Source organism: Algiphilus sp. (assembly GCF_965216485.1).
Lineage (GTDB): Bacteria > Pseudomonadota > Gammaproteobacteria > Nevskiales > Nevskiaceae > Algiphilus.
In genome coordinates, this window is record NZ_OZ244162.1 from 2,407,880 (window position 1) to 2,427,791 (window position 19,912).

Here is a 19,912-nt window from a genome sequence, read left to right on the forward strand (position 1 = left end):
TTCGGTCCGCGAACGGGCAGCGACACGAAAGCCCCTGCTGCGCCGGATGCCAACGCGCGGCAGGGCTTTCAACCACGTCAAGCGCTTCTCAGGCGCGCGTTTCGCGCTCCGGGGCGCTGTTGCGGTAGGGCGCTTCCCCCTCGCCGCGCGCGATGATGACCGCACCGCAAGTGTCGCCGTACACATTGACCGCCGTGCGCATCATGTCGAGGATGCGGTCCACGGCGAGAATCAGCCCGACGCCCTCCAATGGCAGACCCACTGCGCCCAGGATGACGGCGATGGCCACCAGACTCGCCGAAGGCACCCCTGCCACCCCCACCGAGGTGAGCAGCGCCAGCATGACCACCAGGAACTGCATCGACAGGCTGAGATCGAGACCATAGGCCTGGGCGATGAACAGGGCGGCAGCGCACTCGTACAGCGCCGTCCCGTTCATGTTGATGGTGGCGCCCAAAGGAAGCACAAAACCCGCGGTAGACGGCGATACGCCGGCACGGCGCTGTACGCAGTCGATGGACACGGGAAGCGTCGCCGCCGAGGAACTGGTCGAGAAGGCCGTCAAGAGCGCCGGCATCATCGCGCGCAAGTGCTGCCAACCCGAGACACCGGCGAGCAGCTTCAGCAAGACCGGCAGCACCAGCAGCAGATGCAGCAGCAGCGCCGCCGCCACGCACAGGAAGAACATCAGCAAGGGCCCGAAGGCCTGCCAGCCGGTCTTTGCAACGGTCTCGGAGACCAGGGCAAAGACACCGATCGGCGCGAAGCGCATGATCAGGCCAGTGATGCGCAGCATGGTTTCATAGGCGCCTTGCCAGAAGCGGGTCTGCGCGTCGCGCAGCGGGGCCTCCAGGCGGGAAGCGAAGAAACCGAAGAGCAGGCTGAACACGATGATGCCGAGCATCTGGGACTCGGCTGCCGCCTCGACAATATTGGGTGGCAGCATGCGGAGGAAGATGCCAGCAATATCGCCAGTGCCGGCATCCTGCACGCGCGCCATGACGGTGTCGGTTTCCGCGTCGAGTCCGAGGGCCTCACCGGCCGGTTTGCCGTCCACGACACCCGGCTCAATGGTGTTGACCAGCAGGAGACCCACCAGCACGGCAAGCAGTGTGGAAAGGGTGATCCACCCCACGAGGCGCCCGCCCAGCCGGCCCACGGAGCTTGCCGCCGGCAGGTTGAGCATGGCCTGCATCATCGAGGTGATGATCAGCGGAACGATCAGCATGCGCAGCCCGTTCAGGAAGAGCTGCCCGAGAAAATCGACGACGCTGATGAAGGCAGCGCTATCAGCCAGGAGCGCACCGGCCGCCACCGCAAACAACAACGCGATGGCGATCTGCCAGTGCAGCTGGCGCAGCGCTTCAGGCATGGCGCGGCAGCCTCTTCCTCATGACGTGCGCTCCGTCATCAGCGCAGCGGATCGCCCTCGTCGAAGTCGGCAATGCCCTCGTTGCGGCTGACATCAATGCTTTCGATGATGTGCTGTTCCAGCCCGGCGAATTCCATGCCCGCAGCCCGTCCCTGAATGCGTCGCGTCAGGGTGCGTTCGCTGATCTCGTCTTCCGCCGCGGCGTCCGGTACATGCACCGCCTCCAGTCGGACGACCGAAATGCCTTCCTGTCCCAGTGCCACCGACTGAACCGGCACGTCCTCCGCGGCGTCCGGTCGCGGCATGCCGAAGACTGTATTGAGCACGCGCTGATCCCAGTCGCTGCTGTCGCGGCGCACCTTGTCTGCGCGCTCGGCCTGAAGGTCCCGTGATGCGGCCGCATCTTCCAGCGTCGCTCCACCCCGCACCGCTTCGAGAATGGCATCCGCCATGGCCCGCGCCTTCTCCGCAGCCTGCTCGGCGCGGACATCGGCGGCCACCTGCTCGCGCACCTCATCCAGCGCGCGCACGCGCGCCGCTTCGTGTTCGCGTTGACGAATCACCACGACGCGACCGGGCGCCAGCTCCAATGGCCGTGAGTTCTCGCCTGCCTTGACGGTGTCGCTGAAGGCTGCCTGCGCGACCTCCGGATAACTAAGCAGGCCTTGGCCGCTACCGCGCGTCAGCCAATCCGTTGTCTGTACCTCCAGGCCGGTGGCATCGGCGGCCGGTTCCAGCGAGGCGGCCTGTTCGAAAGCGATCCGCTCCAACTGATCAAAGGTTTCGCGGAAAGCCACATCCGCTTCCCGCTCGCGGTACATGCGCAGCAGCTGTTCCTGCACCTCGGGATCTTCAAAGGACTTCGTGCGGGATGCCTCGATGGCATCCACGCGGATCAGATGCCATCCGAAATCGCTCTCCACGGGCGCGCTGAGCGTATCCGCCGGCAATGAGAAGGCCGCCTCTTCAAAGGCCGGGACCATGTCGCCCTGCTCAATCCAGCCCAGGCTGCCGCCGTCTTCGGCTGAGCCGCTGTCATCGGAAACTTCCTTCGCGACCTCGGCGAAGGATGCGCCTTGGCGAATGCGCTCGGCGGCGTCTTCGATACGGGCGCGGGCATCCTCACCTTCCGCCAGAATGTGACGCACCTGGCGCCGTTCGGGGCTGGTGAAGCGCACCTTGGATTCCGATTCATAGATGCGGCGCAGCACGGATTCGCTGGGCTCGGGCTGGTTGTCCGCGATGCGATCGCGGTCCAGCTCGATGTAGGCCAGCTTGACCCGTTCCGGCACGCGGTAGGCCTCACGATTGGCCTCGTAGGCGGCCTGCAGGGCAGCGTCATCCACCTCGATGTCGCCCAGGAACCGAGAAACCGGAACCCGCACCGCTGCAAAGCTGCGCTGCTGTTCACGCACCGCGCGGGCACGCGCCACTTCCTCCGGCACCACAAAGGCGGAATTCACCACGGCATTGCGCAGTTGCTCGGCGCGCAGGCCTTCGCGCAGTTGCTGCTCGTAGCGTTGCGGGCTCATGCCCTGTTGCGCGAGCAGTTCGCGATACGCATCGGGTGAGAACTGCCCGTCGCGCTGGAATGCCGGCACTTCCTGGAGGAATTGCATCAGAGCCTGGTCGCTGACGCGCCAACCTTGGTTCTGTGCGTACTGCAGGCGTGCTTCCTGCTGAATCATGTCCTCCAGTACCGCCTGGCGCATGACGCCACGGTCCAGCGTGGAGGGATCGAAGTTCTCGCCCAGCATCTGCACCAGTCGCTGATAGCGCTGATTGTAGGCGTTTTGGAACTCGCGGAGGGTGATGTCCCTGTCGCCCACGCTGGCCACTTCCGGATTGGCGTTGCTGGTCGTGAACTGGTCTATCCCGAAGAAGGCGAAGGGAATGATCAGCAGGCCCACGATGAACCAGGCGACAACGCCGGACATGCGATCACGCAACGACTGCAGCATCGAATGGTCTCCACGGCTGGTCGGACCTGCGAGATTGTGTCAACAGGCCCTGAAACAACAAAGGCGCCGAAAAATGGCGCCTTTGCACAAACTGGCGGAGCGGACGGGACTCGAACCCGCGACCTCCGGCGTGACAGGCCGGCATTCTAACCGACTGAACTACCGCTCCGCGAAACAGGGTTTACTCGGGGCTATTGGTGGGTGCTGACGGGATCGAACCGCCGACATTCGCCTTGTAAGGGCGACGCTCTACCAGCTGAGCTAAGCACCCTTCAAAACGCCCCGAATCCGCATTAGTTTACAGCGTCTTTCAGCGCTTTGCCAGCCTTGAATGCAGGGGTTTTGCTGGCCTTGATCTTGAGCTCGGCACCCGTCTTCGGGTTGCGGCCCGTGCGGGCAGCACGCGTACGCACTTCAAAGGTGCCAAAGCCGACCAACGATACCTTGTCGCCCTTCTTGAGCGCCTTGGTCAAGGCTTCGATTGTCGCGTCCACCGCACGACCGGCATCTGCCTTGGAAAGATCCGCACTGGCGGCGACCGCGTCAATCAGTTCCGATTTATTCATGCTTGAAAATCCCCTCTCACTCTGGGTTATTGAGAAAACACCCCCGAACGACCGCAAGGCTGCGGCCGCGACCGTGTCGGCGTGTGGCTTGTTATCGCACGGGCATTGTAGCGCCGTCAACGATGATTCCTTACATCAACTGCCGGCAATTGCAGGCCGCTGACAGCTTTAGTGTGCCCTAACTTCATCACTGGCTGCACTACCCTCGGCTTTCTTGCCTGATTGCTCCGACAAAGGTTCCGGCGCGTGCTCCAGCGCCACGGCAATGACGTCGTCAATCCAGCGTACCGGACGGATATCCAGCGAATCCTTGATATTGCCCGGGATCTCGTCAAGATCCTTGCGATTCTCTTCCGGAATCAGAACGATACGGATACCGCCGCGGTGCGCTGCGAGCAGCTTTTCCTTCAGACCGCCGATCGGCAGCACCTCGCCCCGCAAGGTGATCTCTCCCGTCATCGCAACATCCGATCGCACCGGGATGCGCGTCAGTGCCGAAATCAGTGCGGTGCACATGCCAATACCTGCGCTGGGTCCATCCTTGGGCGTTGCCCCTTCGGGCACGTGCACGTGCACGTCATTGTTGGTGTAGAAATCCGGAGCAATGCCCAGTGCGGAGGCGCGGCCACGGACGACCGTCAGGGCAGCCTGTACGGACTCCTGCATAACATTGCCCAGGCTGCCCGTCTGGGACAGCTTGCCGCGACCCGGCGACAGCGCCGCCTCGATCGTCAGCAGTTCTCCGCCGACTTCGGTCCACGCCAGCCCAGTCACCTGTCCGACGCTGTTCTGCTCCTCGGCACGGCCGTAGCGGAACTGGCGGACGCCCAGATACTTGTCGATGTTCTTCTCGGTGACCCGGACACGCTTCTTCTGCTTGGTCGACAGCAGTTCCTTGACGACCTTGCGCGCGATCTTGCTGATCTCGCGCTCCAGATTGCGCACACCGGCCTCGCGCGTGTAATGCCGCACGATGGCGCGCAGCGCGTCGTCGGTGATGCTCAACTCGCCTTCGCGCACACCATTGCGCTCGATCTGCTTCGGTACCAGGTACTTCTTGGCGATGTTGACCTTCTCTTCCTCGGTATAACCGGGAATGCGGATCACCTCCATGCGGTCAAGCAGGGGCGCTGGGATATTGAGCGTGTTTGCGGTGCAGATGAACATCACATCGGAAAGGTCGACGTCGACCTCCAGATAGTGGTCATTGAAGGTGCTGTTCTGCTCGGGGTCGAGCACTTCCAGCAAGGCCGAACTGGGATCGCCGCGAAAATCCATCGCCATCTTGTCGATTTCATCGAGCAGGAAGAGCGGATTCTTCTTGCCGACCTTGGCGAGGTTCTGCACGATCTTGCCCGGCAGCGAGCCGATGTAGGTCCGGCGATGGCCGCGGATTTCAGCCTCGTCGCGTACGCCGCCCAAGCTCATGCGGGTGAACTTGCGGTTGACCGCCTCGGCCACCGAGCGCCCGAGCGACGTCTTGCCGACACCGGGCGGCCCCACCAGGCAGAGAATCGGCCCGTGCAGCTTCTTGACGCGGCTCTGGACGGCTAGGTACTCGATGATGCGTTCCTTGACCTTCTCCAGACCGTAGTGGTCGCGGTCCAGGATTTCCTGGGCGCGATCAAGGTCGATCTGTGTGCGCGTGCGCTTCTTCCACGGCACGCTGGTGAGCCAGTCCAGATAATTGCGCACCACCGTCGCCTCGGCGGACATGGGCGACATCATCTTGAGCTTGTTGTACTCGGCCATGGCCTTGGTCTTGACCGCCTTGGGCATGCCCGCCTTCTCGATCTTGTTGCCAAGCTCCTCGATCTCGTTGGGTGCCTCGTCGATCTCGCCGAGTTCCTTCTGAATGGCCTTCATCTGCTCATTCAGGTAGTACTCGCGCTGAGACTTCTCCATCTGCGATTTGACCCGGCCGCGGATCTTCTTCTCGATCTGCAGCGTGTCGATCTCGCCTTCCAAGGAGGCCAGCACGTGCTCCAGTCGCGCGTGCGCACCGCCGACTTCCAACACAGCCTGCTTGTCCTCTAGCTTGAGGTTGAGATGGGCCGCAATGGTGTCGGCCAGCCGACCCGGCTGGTCCATCGCACTCAGCGACGGCAGCAACTCGGCCGGTACCTTCTTGTTGAGCTTGATGTACTGCTCGAAGAGGGCGACCGTAGAACGCATCAGGGCGTCGGTTTCGCGCCCCTCGCTGGCAGCATCGTCCTCGTCAAGCAGCACGATGTCCGCCTGCAAATAATCCCCGCCGGGCTGCAGATTCTGGATACGTGCGCGCTGCGCGCCCTCGACCAGCACCTTCACGGTCCCGTCAGGCAGCTTCAGCATCTGCAGGACGCTGGCCAACGTCCCCACCTGGTAGATATCGTCTTCGCCAGGATCGTCCTTGTCGGCCGAGCGCTGGGCGACCAGCAAGATGCGCTTGTCGTCCTGCATGGCGGCGGAGAGCGCGCGTATGGACTTCTCCCGGCCGACGAACAGCGGGATCGCCATGTGGGGATAGACCACCACATCGCGCAGCGGCAGTACAGGGCAGTTTTCGTCTACGGTACTTGTCATGACCGGTCGTCACCTCGAGTAGAAACGAGTGCGGCGCCTCAAGGGCGCCGCAAAATAAGCGTCTTCATGCTACCTCGGGGCGAAGGCGGCCTTTTTCAAGGCAGCCTTCGCCAGCATTCACCCTCACGCACTCGATTTGACATCGCGCTGCGCGTCGCTGTTCTCGTACACGACGTAGGGCTTGGATTCTCCACGCACTACGGCGTCGTCCACGACCACCTTGGAGACATTCTCCATGCTGGGCAGGTCGTACATGACGTCGAGCAGGATTTTCTCAAGAATCGTGCGCAGGCCGCGCGCACCGGTCTTGCGCTCACGCGCATTCTTGGCAATGGCCCGCAGTGCCTCCTCACGAAACTCGAGACTGACATTCTCCATCTCGAACAGCTTCATGTACTGCTTGACGAGGGCGTTCTTCGGCTCGCGCAGGATGGTGACTAAGGCTTCATCGTCAAGCTCCTCGAGCACCGCCGTGACCGGCAGACGGCCCACGAACTCGGGGATCAGGCCGTACTGCACCAGATCCTCGGGCTCGACGCCGCGCAGCAGCGAATCATCACGCCCTTCCAGCGGCGACCGGACATGGGCACCGAATCCAATACCGGCGCGCTCAGTGCGATTCTGCACCACGCGCTCAAGGCCCGAGAAGGCACCGCCGCAGATGAACAGAATGCCCGAAGTGTCCACCTGCAGGAACTCCTGCTGCGGATGCTTGCGGCCACCCTGCGGCGGAATGCTCGCCGTGGTGCCCTCGATCAGCTTGAGCAGCGCCTGCTGCACGCCCTCGCCCGAGACATCGCGGGTGATCGAAGGATTCTCGGCCTTGCGCGAGACCTTGTCGATCTCGTCGATGTAGATGATGCCGCGCTGCGCCTTCTCGACGTCGTAGTCGCACTTCTGCAGCAGCCGCTGGATGATGTTTTCGACGTCCTCGCCGACGTAGCCCGCTTCGGTGAGCGTGGTGGCGTCGGCAATGGCGAAGGGCACTTCCAGCAGTCGAGCCAGTGTTTCGGCCAGCAGCGTCTTGCCGGAACCGGTGGGTCCGATCAGCAGGATGTTGGACTTGGACAGTTCGATACCGTCCTTGTCGTCCTTGGAATTCAGCCGCTTGTAGTGGTTATACACCGCCACTGACAGGATCTTCTTCGCCTGCTCCTGGCCGATGACATATTCGTCCAGCACCGAGCGGATTTCGTGCGGCTTGGGCAGACCGGCGTGCTGCGGCCGGGACTGCACCTCTTCACGGATGATGTCGTTGCATAGATCCACGCACTCGTCGCAGATGTACACAGAGGGGCCCGCGATCAGCTTCCGAACTTCATGTTCGCTCTTGCCGCAGAACGAGCAGTACAGCACCCGTCCGTTGGAAGAACCGCGGTTTTCATTGCTCATAATTAACCTCTCGACGCCCGCCTGGGGGCACAACGCATTATTAGCACGCTGTCACCCTATTGCAAAACCCGTACGAGGACCGTCAGACCTGACGGATGCACCGCTTAGCGGTCCTCCTTCGATGGCGCAATGCGCTGGGTCATGATCTCGTCGATCAGCCCGTACTCCTTGGCCTGTTCGGCGGACAGGAAGAAATCGCGATTACTGTCCTTTTCGATGGTCTCAATCGACTGCCCGGTGCACTCCGCCAGAATCTCGTTCAGGCGCTGCCGCAGGTAAAGAATCTCGCGTGCCTGGATCTCGATGTCCGAGGCCTGCCCCTGCGCACCGCCGTGCGGCTGGTGAATCATCACGCGCGAATGCGGCAGGGCGTAACGCTTGCCCTTGGCTCCGGCTGCGAGCAGCAGAGACCCCATGCTGGCAGCCTGGCCGACGCACATGGTGGCCACATCCGGCTTGATGAAACGCATCGTGTCCAGAATCGACAGACCCGCGGTTACTACCCCGCCCGGGGAGTTGATGTAAAGGTGGATGTCCTTCTCGGGGTTGTCCGATTCCAGGAACAGCAACTGCGCGATGATCAGGTTGGCAACGTGATCGTCGATACCGCCGGTGATGAAAATCACGCGCTCGCGCAGCAGCCGCGAGTAGATATCGAAGGAGCGCTCGCCGCGCGGGCTCTGCTCGATCACCATGGGCACGAGGTGTTGTCCGCGCACGGGTTCGTTCATCCTGATCTCCTAATGGGTTAGCGAATAGGTTCAGCCGACACTTTAGCCGGCCTGCCGGTCATTCAGCAGTTCCTGCAGGGGCACTGTCTTATCGGAGACCGTGGCGTGACCGAGGATGTGGTCCACCACCTGCTCTTCGATGACCATTGCGCGGATGCCTTGGATCGCCTGCTGGTTCGAGCGGTAGTACTGCTTGACCTGTTCCGGATCCTCGTACTCCGCCGCCAGCTCCTCGATGGTGCTGTCGAGACGTTGCTGATCGAGCTCGATCTTATGCTGCTTGATCAGTTCGCCGAGCAGCAGCCCCAGCGAGACGCGGCGTTGGGCCTGCGGCTGCAGCAGCTCGTCGGGAATCATCTGCTGCAGCTGTTCGGCTGACAGCTGGGCTGCGTTGAAACGGGCCGCCGTTTCCTGACGCAGGCGCTGGATCTCGTCATCGAGCATGGCCTGCGGCACCTCGAAGCTGTGCAATTCGAGCAGCTGATCCATGACCGCCGCCTTCAGCTTGTTGCGTGAGGCCTTCTTCTGCTCGCGCTCCAGCGCTTCGCGGCACTTCTGGCGCAGCCCCTCCTCGCCCGCTTCGGCGTCCACGCCATGCGCCTTGAGGAATTCCTCGTCGATCTCAGGCAGATGGATTTCGTTGACTTCCTTCATGGTCACGCTGAAGGTCGCGGCCTTGCCACGCAGATCCTCCGCCTGATAGTCCTCGGGAAACTGCACCGGCACATCGAAGGTCTCGCCGGCAGGTTGTCCGATCAGGCCTTGCTCCAGATCTGGCAGAAAGCGGCCCGCGCCGATCTCCACTTCCTGGTTCTCGCCCGAGCCGCCGGTGAAGGTCTCGCCGTCGATACGGCCTTCGAAATCGATACGTACCGAGTCGCCTTCCTGCGCGGCGCGCGATACCGTCTCCAGACGGCGCTTGGATTGACGCAGGTTCTGCACCAGGCGATCGACATCTTCGTCGTTGACCTCGGCCACTGGCCGCTCCACGGCGAGCTTGTCGAGGTCGCTGAGCGCGATGTCCGGATAGACCTCGAAGGTGGCGTTGTACACCAGCGCCTGACCTTCGCTCTCGTCATCCACCTCGAAACTGGGCTGGCCAGCGGGATTGACGTCCGCCTCCTGCACCGCCTGCGGCCAGGTCTCGCGGACCAGTTCGCTGATCGCATCCGCGCGTGCCTGGTCGCCATACTGCTGACGGATCACCTTCAGCGGCGCCTTGCCCGGTCGAAAACCCGGGATGCGCGCGCGCGTTCCGATCTGGCGCAGGCGCTTGTCCACAGCTTCGTCATAGCGTTCTGCCGGGACCGACACACGCAGTACACGCTGGAGACCACCCGGGCTTTGCAACTCGACTTCCATGCTTCGATTCCTGTTTATCTGAATAGATGGTGGTTTGGGACGGCTCGACGCCGCCCCTGGCCGGCACGTTGGACGACCGAAGTTCGTGGTGCGAAAGGCGAGACTCGAACTCGCACGCCTTGCGGCGCTGGAACCTAAATCCAGTGCGTCTACCAATTCCGCCACTTTCGCACTTGGCCGCACGCGCACACGTTCGCGTGAGGACCGGCGAGTATATCAGCGGCGGCCCCCATCGCGGCCGAGACCGCAGTCCCGTACGGAGTGCAACCGCCCTGGCGCATCCGCCTCGTCAGCAGCAACGCCCGTGACATAATCCGCGGCCCGTTCCTGACCCCCGCCGCAACGGATACCCTGAGGTGACTGATTCCCTCCTACTGCCCCGGTTGAACCTGCCGGAAGCCGGGCAGCCAGTTGCACACTGGCCGCGCCTGCCCGAGCCCGCAACCGCCCTCGGTCTGACCGAATTGGCCGACGCACACGCCGGGCCGCTCATCGTGGTTTGCGCCAACGAGAGCGAGGCCTATCGTCTCGAGGGAGAACTGCGCTTCTTCGCCCCGGATACGTTGCCGATCTGGCATCTGCCGGATACCGAAGTGCTGCCCTACGACGCCTTCTCGCCACACCAGGAGCTGGTGTCCGACCGCATGGGCGCACTCGCCGCGCTGCCCGCCCTGGAACGCGGCATCGTCGTTACCACCACCGAATCGCTGCTATTGCGCATGCCGCCGCGTGAGTGGCTGCAGGCAAGGCGCTTCGCGCTCGCCGAGGGCGACCACCTCGACCCGCAGGCCTTTCGCGAACAGTTGGTCGCAGCCGGATACCAGTCGGTGTCGGAGGTCCAGACCCAGGGGGAATTCGCGTTGCGCGGGGCACTGGTCGATCTCTTCCCGATGGGCGGCAATGCCGCCTATCGCATTGATCTGTTCGACGACGAAATCGAATCGATCCGCCAGTTCGATCCCGAGTCGCAACGTTCCACTGACCGGGTTGGCAGCATCGATCTGTTGCCCGCGCGTGAGTTCCCCACGGACCGCGAAGCCATCGAGCGCTTCCGACGCCAATATCGCGCCTATTTCCCGGGCGACCCCAGCCGCTCGCGCGTCTACGAATCAGTCAGCCGCGGCGTGATGCCGGCAGGGATCGAGGCCTACTTCCCGCTGTTCTTTGAAGACACCGCCGGGCTGGAGGCCTACCTGCCGACCAACGCGCTGCTCTGCCTGCCAGGCACGCTGGACCACATCTTTGACGAGCAATGGCGCCAGATCCAGGAGCGCCACGAGCGCTACAGCGGCAACCTGGAGCGACCGCTCATGGCACCTGCCGACCTGTTCCGGGCACCGGAACAGGTGGAAGAGACCCTGGCCGGTTGGCCGCGCGTGCTGCTGCAGGCCGATAACAGCGCACCGCCAGCCACTGAAGACCTGCCGCAGGGGGACGGCACGGCACTGATCGAGGCACTGCGCGAGGCTCCGCGCAGCCTGCTGGTGGCCGAATCCCCGGGCCGCGTACAGGCGGTGCGCGACTGGCTCAAGCCCCACGGCGTGGAAGCGCGGCAATGCGCGGACTGGGCGGACTATTGCAGCGGACGCGGGCGTTTGTGCATTGCCCAGGGCCCGCTGCAGCAGTCGATGCGGCTTCCGGATGGCAGCGTGGTGCTGTCCGAGGCCCAGATCTTCGGCCAACGCGCCCGCGTGGCGCGGCCGCGCAATCGGGTGCGCGACCCCGACACGCTGCTGCGCGATCTGTCCGCACTCAATGACGGCAGCCCGGTGGTGCACGTCGAACACGGCGTCGGCCGCTACCGTGGGCTGACCCGGCTCGACGCTGGCGGCATCGAGGCCGAATACCTGGTCATCGAATACGCCAAGGGCGACCGCATCTATGTCCCGGTCGCCCAGCTCAATCTCGTACATCGCTACACCGGCGCCGAGGACGAGCAGGCCCCGCTGCACGGCCTCGGCAGTGAGCGCTGGAAGAAGGCCACCAGCCGCGCCCGCAAGCGCGCCTTCGACGTCGCCGCCGAACTGCTGCAGATCCAGGCGCGTCGCGCCGCTTCGGCCGGTACCGCCATGGCTGCCCCGCGCGAGGAATACGAAGCCTTCTGCAATGCTTTTCCCTTCGACACGACACCCGATCAGCAGCGCGCCATCGATGAGGTGCTGGCGGATATGGCGGCGGCGACACCGATGGACCGTGTGGTCTGCGGCGATGTCGGCTTCGGCAAGACCGAAGTCGCGCTGCGCGCCGCCTTTGCCGCCATCGCCAGTCAGCAGCAGGTCTGTGTGCTGGTGCCGACGACCTTGCTTGCCCAGCAGCACTACAAGAATTTCTGCGACCGCTTTGCCGACCTGCCGGTGCGCGTCGCCGCTGCCTCGCGCCTGCGCGGCGAGAAGGAGCTCAAGCAGATGCTGGCGGACACCGAAGCCGGCAAGATCGATGTTCTGATCGGCACGCATCGCCTGCTGCAGCCCGATGTCCGCTTCGATCGGCTGGGCCTGGTCATCGTCGACGAGGAGCACCGCTTCGGCGTGCGCCACAAGGAAAAGCTCAAGAATCTGCGCGCCCAGGTCGACCTGCTGACGCTGACCGCCACCCCCATTCCGCGCACGCTGAACATGTCCCTCGCCGGGCTGCGCAACCTGTCGATCATCGCCACCCCGCCGGAGGGGCGCATGGCGATCAAGACCTTTGTCTCCGACTGGGACCAGGCGCTGGTGCAGGAGGCCTTTCTGCGCGAACTCAAGCGCGGCGGCCAAATCTACTACCTGCACAATCAGGTCAAGGACATCGAGCGTGTCGCCGCCGATCTGCGTGAACTGGTGCCGGAGGCTCGCATCAAGGTCGCACACGGCCAGATGCGCACGCGCGAGCTGGAACAAGTCATGCTGGACTTCTACCACCACCGCTTCGACGTCCTGTGCTGCACGACCATCGTCGAATCCGGCATCGACGTTCCCAACGCCAATACCATCGTCATCAACCGCGCGGACACCTTCGGTCTGGCCCAGCTGCACCAGCTGCGCGGCCGCGTCGGGCGCAGCCATCACCGCGCCTATGCCTACATGCTGGTACCGGCGCGGGCCAGCCTGTCCGCCGACGCCGAGAAGCGCCTGGATGCCATCGAATCGCTGGGCGACCTCGGTTCCGGCTTTCAGCTCGCAACCCACGATCTGGAGATCCGTGGCGCCGGCGAACTCCTCGGCGACGAGCAGTCCGGACAGATCGAGGAAGTCGGCTTCACGCTCTATGCCGAGATGCTGGAACGCGCGGTCAAGGCGGTGCGCTCCGGCGCCATGCAGGATGCTCCGCTGGAAGCCGACGACTGCGTCATCGATCTGGGCGCCAGCGCCCTGATTCCGGAGAACTATGTGCCCGACGTGCATACCCGCCTGTCGCTCTACCAGCGGCTGACCGCAGCAGATGATGCCGACACCGTGGATCAGCTCAAGAGCGAAACCATCGACCGCTTCGGTCCCCTGCCCGAGGCCACCGACATGCTCTTCGGCAACGCCCGACTGCGCATTCATGCCCGACGCCTGGGCATCACCCAGCTGCGCGCGACGGACGCCTCAGTGACCGTGGACTTCGGCCCCGTCACGCCTGTGGAACCGCTGCGCCTCATCCAGTTGGTGCAGGCCGACCCCAAGGCCTGGCGGGTCGAGTCCGAGCAACGTGTCATCTACCGCGCCGCGGCTGCGGATCTTGCTGCCCGGCGAACGCACGCCGATAGCGTACTGCAGCAGCTGGAGCAGGCCTGCGCCGATGGGAACACGGCCACTCGTACGGACAGTGCTACGCTTTCGGCATGAGCAAAGCATGGATCGCTTTCGTAGCCGCAGCCCTGTTCAGCTGCGCCGCACACGCCGAACGCTGGCGCGTCGACGTCGTTGTTGTCCAGGATCGTAACGAGGGCCTCTACGAGACCGAGAATGCCTTGCAGCCGAGCTTCTTCGACAGCGGCAAGGCAATCCCGCTGGACGACACGCGCCGACTGGCGGCCCAGGGCATCACGGTGCTACCCGAGTCGGACTCGATCCTCAGCCAGCAATGGACGCGACTGTCCAACAGCCAGCGCTTCGAACCCGTCCTCCGCCTGGCCTGGATCCAGACCAACCCGCCCCGTCGCGGCGGCCCCGCCCTGCTGATCCGCCACGGCGAGCCGCTGCGGACCGTTGCCTTGGATACGCCGCTGCACCGGCTGGAAGGCACATTGAGGCTGACGCTGCGCCGCTTCCTGCATCTGCACGCCCACGTGGAGTGGCGCCAGGCAGCCAATACTGTCGACGGCTCCGAGGTGATGGCCAAGGCCCTGCGCGAAGAGCGCCGTATGCGCTCACGCACGCTGCACTACATCGACGGCCCCGGCTTCGGTCTGCTGGCCCACGTGCTGCCGCTCGACGACGAGTCCTAACGCAGCAGCTTAGCCCTGTTCCGCGTGCAGCGAGGGCAGCACGGCCGTCAGCAACGCGCGCAACCGCTCCATCCCCTGCGCGGCGAAACGCTCGATTTCTCCGTGAATGTCGCCGCTGCCAATGCCGGCCGCCCAGTTCACACACACCGCCACCACGGCGTATTCCAGGCCGAGCTCACGCGCCAGAGCCGCCTCGGGCATCGTCGTCATTCCCACCAGGTCGCAGCCGTCGCGGCACAGTCGACGCACTTCGGCCGCGGTTTCCAGCCGTGGTCCCTGGGTGACGCCCAGCACCCCGCCGGCGTGGATCGGCACCGATGCGGCGGCCGCACCTTCCAGAACACGTTCACGCAAGGGCGAGAACGGCTCGGTAAAGCCGATGTGATGCAGCGGCATGTCCGGACTGTCGGAAAAGCTGTGCGAGCGGCCCCAGGTGTAGTCGATGCAATCCTCGGGCAGGGCCAGAGCGCCGGGCGGCACCGCTTCATTCATCGAGCCCACAGCGGCCGCCGCGATCACACGGCGCACGCCGGCGTCCGCCAGGGCCTGCAGATTGGCGCGGAAATTGATGCAGTGTGGCGGGATGTGATGACCCTGGCCGTGGCGGGCCAAGAACAGCACCGGCGTATCGGCGAAGTGTCCCTGCTGCAGGGATGCAGAGGGCTTGCCCCAGGGCGTGTCTGCGTCCAGTTCGCCGCTGGCCTCAAAGCCCGGCCAGCTGTTCATGCCGGTACCGCCGATCACGGCCACCGATGCAGCACTCATGCGTTCTCCTTCAAGGCACGGATTTCAGGAAGTTGCCGCCAATAGCCGTGAACGTCCATGCCACAGCCGAAGACATAGCGATCGGGCACCTCCAGACCGATGAAGTCGGCCGTGGCATCGGCGGCCCGGCGGTCGTGACGCTTGTCCGCCAGCACCGCGACGCGCAGGCTGGCCACCCCCTGCTCGTGCAGCGCCGCGCAGATCGCCTGCAGGGTCAGGCCTTCATCGAGAATGTCGTCGATCAGCAGCACATGGCGCTGCGCCAGGCTGCTACCGGGGGGCACCTTCCAGACCAGTTCGTGGCCCGAGATACCGCCGCGATAGCGGGTGGCGTGGAGATAGTCGAGCCGCATCGGCATGGACAGGCGCTGGAGCAGCTCCGCCGTCGCAAACAGACCGCCAGTCATGACGCAGAGCACATCCAGCGGCGTGGATCCGTAACAGCGCGCGATGGCCTCGGCCATGCGGTCGTAGGCTGCGCTCACAGCATTGCGATCGGCAATGCAGTCAGAGGCCGCCAGCAGCGCCTGCGCCTCGTCGTGGACGGCGCCCGGGTCATCCATGGTCATCCTCCACAAGGAAGGCGTCCGGTACCACCGCAGCTGCACCGGGTGGCGCGGCGTGCAGCCGACACAGACGCGCACTCGCCGCTTCCGATGGCGGCGCCAGCCCCGCGTGCACCGCGGCACGCACAGCGGCGCGATCGTTGCACAGCAGGATCAGCTCGCAGCCCGCGGCCTGGGCCGCGGCGACGCGCTCGGCCGTACCGCCGAAGGCAGCCGCCCCGCCCATGACCAGATCATCCGAGATGATGATTCCTTCGAAGCCGAGTTCCCCACGCAGAATGTCCTGCAGCCAGTAGCGGGAGAAGGTGGCCGGCTGCGCGTCCACTGCCGGATAGTGGATGTGCGCAGTCATCACCGAGTCCAGACCGCGCTTGACCATGCCCGCGAAGGGCGACAGACAGGCGGCGCGCAATTGCGCGAGGTCGCGGTGGTCGCTGGGCAAGGCTTCATGCGAATCGACCTGCACACCACCATGGCCCGGGAAGTGCTTGCCGGTCGACGCCATGCCGCCCTCGGCCAGGCCATCGCAGAAGGCACTGGCCAGCGCGATGACGGTATCCGGGTCGGCGGCCAGCGCGCGGTCACCGATGACCGCGCTGAGTCCGAGATCGCAGTCCAGGACCGGTGCAAAGGGCAGGTCGATGCCGTAGTCGACCAGCTCGCGCGCAATGGTGAAGGCGTGTTCGCGCACGGCGGCCAGCGCCGCGCCGGGGCTCTGTTCGGCCTGAGCGCCGTATTCGGCCATGGGCGGCAAGGCGGTGAATCCGTCCCGGAAGCGCTGCACGCGCCCGCCTTCGTGATCGACCGCAATCAGCAGACGCGGCGTGCGCAGACTGCGAATGGTCTCGGTCAGCGCCCGCAACTGGTCGGGGTCGCGATAATTGCGCGTGAACAGAATGACGCCACCGACCTGCGGGTGCAGCAGCAGATCGCGGTCCTCCTCGCTGAGCGCCGGACCCTCGATGTCGATCATCAGTGGCCCCAGCGGCATTGCCACGGCATCAGTCATGAATCCAAACCTCACTGCCAGCCGGCGTGCAGTCGAATAGCGCGACGACATCGTCGCAGGCCATCCGTATGCAGCCATGTGAACCGGGCACGCCGAGCGGCTGGTCGGGCGGCGTACCGTGAATGTAGATGTAGCGCCGCATGGTATCGACCGCACCAAAGCGGTTGCGGCCCGGCTCGCAACCGCAGAGCCAGAGAATGCGGCCAAGTATCCAGTCCCGATGCGGCGCGGTGGCAGCGAGCTCCGGCGTCCAGATCTCGCCAGTGGGCCGGCGTCCGACGAAGACGGCGTGCGGATGCGCCCCGTCACCGATGCGTGCGCGGATGCGATGCCGACCCCGTGGCGTGCCTCCGCTGCCGTTGCGTTCGTCCGCGCCTGCCGTTGCCGTCGACACTGACCAGGATTGCTGCCGCGCCCCGTCCGACCAGGTCAGACACTGCGCTGCCAGCGACACCGTCAATCGCGGCAAGGGCATCAGGCCCGGGCCCACTCCGACCAGGGACGCAGCGCCAGCGCATGGTTGTAGTAGCGCTTTTCGTCGGTCACTTCCTGAGCCACCCAGTCCGGCCGTTCAAAATCCTCATCCACGGCATCGAGCTCGATTTCGGCCACGATGAGACCGGCATTAGCACCATGGAATTCGTCGACTTCCCAGCAATGACCTGCGAAATCGACCAGATGCCGCGTCTTGTCCAGACAGCCCACGCACAGCGTGTCCAGCATTTCCTCCGCATCTGCGCGCGGCACTGGATAGTCGTACTCGGCGCGCGCACTGCCCACCACCGCCGCCTTGATGTTCAGCCGCGCCTCGTGATCGTCCACCCGCACCCGCACCGAAGCAGCACCGCCGTCGGTACTCAGATAGCCCTGTCGGATGCGGCGCTGGGCATGCGCCTGCGCGCGCCACGCCTCACCGCGTACCAGAAACTTCCGTTCAATCTCCAGCGCCATCGTCCGTCCTCGTCAACAGGGCCATGGATTCCACGTGCGCGGTGTGCGGAAACATATCCATCACACAGGCGCGCTCCAGGCGGAAACCGTAATCGTGAACCAGTATGCCGGCGTCCCGCGCCAGCGTGGCCGGATGACAAGACACGTAGACCATGCGACGGACACCGCGCTCGGCCAACAGTGGCAGAACCTCGCGCGCACCCGCGCGCGGTGGATCGAGCAGGGCGCAGTCCCACTGCCCCTGCAACACCTCTCCTTGCGCTTCGAACAGATCCGCGCAGTGCCAGTCGACGTCGAAGCCCTGCGCCGCGGTATTGGCGCGGCCGCGCGCCACCAGACCGGCCTCGCCCTCGACGGCGGTCACGCGCGCGCCGGCCGCGGCCAGCGGCACCGTGAAAGCGCCCAGACCGGCAAAGAGTTCCAGCACGCGCTGCTCGCGCACCGGCCCCAGCCATTCCAGGGCACGGGCGATCATCGCCTCCGACAGCGGACCGTTGATCTGGATGAAATCAGTGGGTCGCAATTCCAGCTGATGGGCCCCGCCGTCCGGTGAAAAGCGCGGCAGCGGCGTATCGCCAAGCAGCGGACGGGCGCTGTCGATACCGCCCGGCTGGAGCCAGATGTCGAAATCATGCTGCTTGCCGAAGCGTCGCAGGGCCTCGCGGTCCTCTCGGCTGGGTGGCTGCAGAACCCGGAAGACCAGGGCCACCCGGTCCGTCGCCGCCACCTCGATCTGGGGGATCTGATCGACAATGGACAGGCCATCGATGAGCGCGCCAATGGCCTGCAACTTCGTACCGACGCGCGTGTCGAGTACCTCGCAACGCTCGAGCACGGCGAGAAAGGGGGTACCGCGCTCGCGGAAACCGACCAGCGTGCCCCCCTTCTTGGGCACGTGCCGCACGCCCAGCCGGGCACGCCGACGGTAGGCCCAGCTCGGGCCCTCCAGCGGTTCGACCCACTGCTCCGGCGCGACACGACCGATGCGGGAGAAGGCATCGGCCAGCTGCTGCTGCTTGAAGCGGCGCTGGGCGGCGGGTGCCAGGTGCTGGAGGACACAACCACCGCACAGTCCGAAGTGCTGACAGCCGGGTTCGACTCGGTCCTCGGACGCCTCGAGTACTTCCAGCGTCTGCGCTGCATCGGCATCGCGCCCGCCCTTGGTGCGCTTGGCGCGCACGCGTTCCCCGGGCAGGGCGTCGGCGACGAAGACCACCTTGCCATCAACGCGGGCAACGCCACGGCCGTCGCTGGCGAGGTCTTCGATGACGCAGTCGAAGGGCGCCGGATCCAGACGCTGCTTATGCCGTCGGCGGCTCATGCCGCGCTGTCGCTCAAGAGAAGGGCCAAGGGATCAGGACGGGAACACGCCGGTGGAGATGTAGCGATCGCCGCGGTCGCAGATGATGGCGGCAATGGTGGCATTCTCTACCTCTGCGCACAGCTGCAGTGCCGCCCACACCGAGCCCCCCGAGGAGGGTCCGCAGAAGATGCCTTCGCGCCGCGCCAACTCGCGCATCGTGTGTTCGGCCGCTTCTGTTCCGCATTCGATGATGCGATCGACCGCTTCGGCGCGAAAGATCCCGGGCAGATAGGCCTCCGGCCACTTGCGGATGCCGGGAATGCTGGATTCGCCGTCGGGCTGCACGCCGATGATCTTGACTTGCGGTGCGTGCTCACGAAAGAAGTTGGAGCAGCCCATGATCGTGCCGGTGGTCCCCATGGTGGCGACGAAGTGGGTGACGCTGCCCTGCGTATCACGCCAGATTTCCGGGGCGGTGCCCTCGTAATGGGCGCGCGGGTTGTCGGGATTGGCGAACTGGTCGAGCACGCGGCCACGGCCTTCGCGCTGCATCTGCTGCGCGAGATCGCGCGCGCCTTCCATGCCCTCTTCCTGGGTGACGTGCACGATCTCGGCGCCGAAGGCCTTCATCACGGCACGGCGCTCGGCACTCATGTGGCTGGGCATGATCAGGGTGAGCGGATAGCCTGCGGCGGCGGCCACCATGGCCAGGGCGATGCCGGTGTTGCCACTGGTGGCCTCGATGAGGCGGTCGCCGGGCTGTATGTCGCCGCGCTCTGCTGCCCGGCGGATCATGCTCCATGCCGGCCGATCCTTCACCGACCCGGCCGGGTTGTTGCCCTCCAGCTTGACGTAGAGGCGATTGTTGCCGATACCGTCGAGTCGGGTGACGCGAACCAGCGGCGTGTTGCCGATGAAATCCGTGAGCATAGGGTAAGAAGGTGGCCGGTCTGAAGGC

At 64.8% G+C, this 19,912-nt stretch carries 16 protein-coding genes and 3 tRNA genes; 2 read left to right on the forward strand and 17 right to left on the reverse strand.

The genetic code is table 11. The features are described 5' to 3' along the window. Positions 1-88: 88 nt before the first annotated feature. The 10 genes from ACOOFO_RS11250 to ACOOFO_RS11295 all read right to left on the reverse strand — a co-directional run bounded on the left by ACOOFO_RS11250 (position 89) and on the right by ACOOFO_RS11295 (position 10,120). Positions 89-1,372 (reverse strand): dicarboxylate/amino acid:cation symporter, encoded by a 1,284-nt coding sequence (locus ACOOFO_RS11250; protein ID WP_420426866.1) that lies wholly within the window; start codon positions 1,370-1,372, stop codon positions 89-91. A gap of 38 nt (positions 1,373-1,410) precedes the next feature. Further along, on the reverse strand, positions 1,411-3,333 hold the full coding sequence (locus tag ACOOFO_RS11255) for a SurA N-terminal domain-containing protein (RefSeq protein WP_420426867.1): 1,923 nt from the start codon (positions 3,331-3,333) through the stop codon (positions 1,411-1,413). 92 nt (positions 3,334-3,425) lie between these two features. Continuing rightward, a tRNA-Asp gene (locus tag ACOOFO_RS11260) sits at positions 3,426-3,502 on the reverse strand. 26 nt (positions 3,503-3,528) lie between these two features. Further along, positions 3,529-3,604 (reverse strand) — tRNA-Val (locus ACOOFO_RS11265). 22 nt (positions 3,605-3,626) lie between these two features. Further along, positions 3,627-3,899 (reverse strand): HU family DNA-binding protein, encoded by a 273-nt coding sequence (locus ACOOFO_RS11270; RefSeq protein WP_223057352.1) that lies wholly within the window; start codon positions 3,897-3,899, stop codon positions 3,627-3,629. A gap of 168 nt (positions 3,900-4,067) precedes the next feature. Further along, positions 4,068-6,464 (reverse strand): endopeptidase La, encoded by a 2,397-nt coding sequence (gene lon / locus ACOOFO_RS11275; RefSeq protein WP_420426868.1) that lies wholly within the window; start codon positions 6,462-6,464, stop codon positions 4,068-4,070. Positions 6,465-6,587: 123 nt separating this feature from the next. Then, complete coding sequence (gene clpX / locus ACOOFO_RS11280; protein ID WP_420426869.1) at positions 6,588-7,856, reverse strand: ATP-dependent protease ATP-binding subunit ClpX; 1,269 nt, start codon at positions 7,854-7,856, stop codon at positions 6,588-6,590. Positions 7,857-7,960: 104 nt separating this feature from the next. Next, positions 7,961-8,587, reverse strand: coding sequence for an ATP-dependent Clp endopeptidase proteolytic subunit ClpP (gene clpP / locus ACOOFO_RS11285; protein ID WP_420426870.1), 627 nt, complete (start codon positions 8,585-8,587; stop codon positions 7,961-7,963). Positions 8,588-8,629: 42 nt separating this feature from the next. Continuing rightward, positions 8,630-9,949 (reverse strand): trigger factor, encoded by a 1,320-nt coding sequence (gene tig, locus ACOOFO_RS11290; protein WP_420426871.1) that lies wholly within the window; start codon positions 9,947-9,949, stop codon positions 8,630-8,632. 86 nt (positions 9,950-10,035) lie between these two features. Next, positions 10,036-10,120 (reverse strand) — tRNA-Leu (locus ACOOFO_RS11295). A gap of 185 nt (positions 10,121-10,305) precedes the next feature. On the opposite strand from ACOOFO_RS11295, the gene mfd reads away from it, so the two are divergent. Next, complete coding sequence (mfd, locus tag ACOOFO_RS11300) at positions 10,306-13,758, forward strand: transcription-repair coupling factor (protein ID WP_420426872.1); 3,453 nt, start codon at positions 10,306-10,308, stop codon at positions 13,756-13,758. Further along, complete coding sequence (locus ACOOFO_RS11305) at positions 13,755-14,360, forward strand: CsiV family protein (RefSeq protein WP_420426873.1); 606 nt, start codon at positions 13,755-13,757, stop codon at positions 14,358-14,360. The genes mfd and ACOOFO_RS11305 overlap by 4 nt, the downstream gene beginning before the upstream one ends. Positions 14,361-14,369: 9 nt before the next feature. On the opposite strand, the gene ACOOFO_RS11310 is transcribed toward ACOOFO_RS11305, so the two are convergent. Genes ACOOFO_RS11310 through cysM form a run of 7 tightly spaced genes read right to left on the reverse strand, consistent with a single transcriptional unit; the run spans position 14,370 to position 19,884 of the window. Continuing rightward, positions 14,370-15,125 carry an S-methyl-5'-thioinosine phosphorylase gene (locus tag ACOOFO_RS11310; protein ID WP_420426874.1) on the reverse strand — a complete coding sequence of 252 codons (756 nt, stop codon included), beginning with the start codon at positions 15,123-15,125 and terminating at the stop codon, positions 14,370-14,372. Further along, entirely contained in the window at positions 15,122-15,688 is a 567-nt protein-coding gene (locus ACOOFO_RS11315) for a hypoxanthine-guanine phosphoribosyltransferase (protein WP_420426875.1), read from the reverse strand. Before ACOOFO_RS11315 ends, ACOOFO_RS11310 begins: the two co-directional genes overlap by 4 nt. After that, complete coding sequence (gene nagZ / locus ACOOFO_RS11320) at positions 15,681-16,700, reverse strand: beta-N-acetylhexosaminidase (protein WP_420426876.1); 1,020 nt, start codon at positions 16,698-16,700, stop codon at positions 15,681-15,683. The genes ACOOFO_RS11315 and nagZ overlap by 8 nt, the downstream gene beginning before the upstream one ends. Next, on the reverse strand, positions 16,693-17,175 hold the full coding sequence (locus ACOOFO_RS11325; protein ID WP_420426877.1) for a L,D-transpeptidase family protein: 483 nt from the start codon (positions 17,173-17,175) through the stop codon (positions 16,693-16,695). Before ACOOFO_RS11325 ends, nagZ begins: the two co-directional genes overlap by 8 nt. Then, positions 17,175-17,651, reverse strand: coding sequence for a CYTH domain-containing protein (locus ACOOFO_RS11330; RefSeq protein ID WP_420426878.1), 477 nt, complete (start codon positions 17,649-17,651; stop codon positions 17,175-17,177). The genes ACOOFO_RS11325 and ACOOFO_RS11330 overlap by 1 nt, the downstream gene beginning before the upstream one ends. Further along, positions 17,635-18,972: a 23S rRNA (uracil(1939)-C(5))-methyltransferase RlmD gene (rlmD, locus tag ACOOFO_RS11335; protein WP_420426879.1), complete on the reverse strand. Its 1,338-nt coding sequence runs from the start codon at positions 18,970-18,972 to the stop codon at positions 17,635-17,637. Before rlmD ends, ACOOFO_RS11330 begins: the two co-directional genes overlap by 17 nt. Before the next feature lie 33 nt (positions 18,973-19,005). Beyond that, positions 19,006-19,884, reverse strand: a complete 879-nt coding sequence (cysM, locus tag ACOOFO_RS11340; protein WP_420426880.1) for a cysteine synthase CysM — start codon at positions 19,882-19,884, stop codon at positions 19,006-19,008. Between the last annotated feature and the right edge of the window lie 28 nt (positions 19,885-19,912).

Coding starts and splice junctions, on each gene's coding strand:
- ACOOFO_RS11250 (WP_420426866.1), bottom strand. CDS start 1,372: ATGCCTGAAGCGCTGCGCCAGCTGCACTGGCAGATCGCCATCGCGTTG.
- ACOOFO_RS11255 (WP_420426867.1), bottom strand. CDS start 3,333: ATGCTGCAGTCGTTGCGTGATCGCATGTCCGGCGTTGTCGCCTGGTTC.
- ACOOFO_RS11270 (WP_223057352.1), bottom strand. CDS start 3,899: ATGAATAAATCGGAACTGATTGACGCGGTCGCCGCCAGTGCGGATCTT.
- lon (WP_420426868.1), bottom strand. CDS start 6,464: ATGACAAGTACCGTAGACGAAAACTGCCCTGTACTGCCGCTGCGCGAT.
- clpX (WP_420426869.1), bottom strand. CDS start 7,856: ATGAGCAATGAAAACCGCGGTTCTTCCAACGGACGGGTGCTGTACTGC.
- clpP (WP_420426870.1), bottom strand. CDS start 8,587: ATGAACGAACCCGTGCGCGGACAACACCTCGTGCCCATGGTGATCGAG.
- tig (WP_420426871.1), bottom strand. CDS start 9,949: ATGGAAGTCGAGTTGCAAAGCCCGGGTGGTCTCCAGCGTGTACTGCGT.
- ACOOFO_RS11305 (WP_420426873.1), top strand. CDS start 13,755: ATGAGCAAAGCATGGATCGCTTTCGTAGCCGCAGCCCTGTTCAGCTGC.
- ACOOFO_RS11310 (WP_420426874.1), bottom strand. CDS start 15,125: ATGAGTGCTGCATCGGTGGCCGTGATCGGCGGTACCGGCATGAACAGC.
- ACOOFO_RS11315 (WP_420426875.1), bottom strand. CDS start 15,688: ATGGATGACCCGGGCGCCGTCCACGACGAGGCGCAGGCGCTGCTGGCG.
- nagZ (WP_420426876.1), bottom strand. CDS start 16,700: ATGACTGATGCCGTGGCAATGCCGCTGGGGCCACTGATGATCGACATC.
- ACOOFO_RS11325 (WP_420426877.1), bottom strand. CDS start 17,175: ATGCCCTTGCCGCGATTGACGGTGTCGCTGGCAGCGCAGTGTCTGACC.
- ACOOFO_RS11330 (WP_420426878.1), bottom strand. CDS start 17,651: ATGGCGCTGGAGATTGAACGGAAGTTTCTGGTACGCGGTGAGGCGTGG.
- rlmD (WP_420426879.1), bottom strand. CDS start 18,972: ATGAGCCGCCGACGGCATAAGCAGCGTCTGGATCCGGCGCCCTTCGAC.
- cysM (WP_420426880.1), bottom strand. CDS start 19,884: ATGCTCACGGATTTCATCGGCAACACGCCGCTGGTTCGCGTCACCCGA.